The sequence below is a fragment of the Fundicoccus sp. Sow4_H7 genome (genome assembly GCF_052115865.1).
Taxonomy (GTDB): domain Bacteria; phylum Bacillota; class Bacilli; order Lactobacillales; family Aerococcaceae; genus Fundicoccus_A.
Window position 1 is genome coordinate 1 of sequence record NZ_JBQKME010000029.1, and the last position, 579, is coordinate 579.

At 36.8% G+C, this 579-nt stretch carries 1 protein-coding gene; it reads right to left on the reverse strand.

Going from position 1 to position 579, the window contains the following annotated elements; translation table 11 throughout:
• Nucleotides 1–579: IS3 family transposase (locus ACTQ54_RS12390; protein WP_441757249.1), on the reverse strand; the 579-nt coding region annotated here is incomplete at both ends.

Genomic DNA, 579 nt, shown 5'->3' on the forward strand with positions numbered 1-579 from the left:
GATACATTTCTTCTTTGAGTGTTCCAAAGAAGCTCTCCATTGGGCCGTTATCGATACACTTTCCAACTCTTGACATACTCTGAATAACTTGATGTTTATCCACGAATTGTTTGAAGCCGTGTGACGTATATTGAAAGCCACGGTCACTATGGATGAGCGTTTTAGTGGGTTTAATTCTATCCTCAATTTGACTGACAGTTTTTTGCACTAATTCATTATTATTATGTTTAGAGAGTTTAAAAGCGACAATTTTCTTTTCGCCATAATCGAGGATTGCGCTTAGATAAGCTTTTGATTGAGTTCCGTACTTAAACTCAGTGACATCTGTTAATAGGACTTCCATAGGCTGATATTCCTTTTGGAATTCTCTGTCCAGTATGTTTTCAGCCACATGGGATGGCGAATGAGGTTTATAATTGTAACGCTTGCGACGGATGACAGCTTTTAATCCCAATAGCTTCATCAAACGTTGGACACATTTGTGGTTTACCTTAGCATTTAGAAAATGATTTAAATAGATCGTTATACGACGGTATCCATAAATACCTTTCTGATCTTCATAAACTTGAACAATCCATT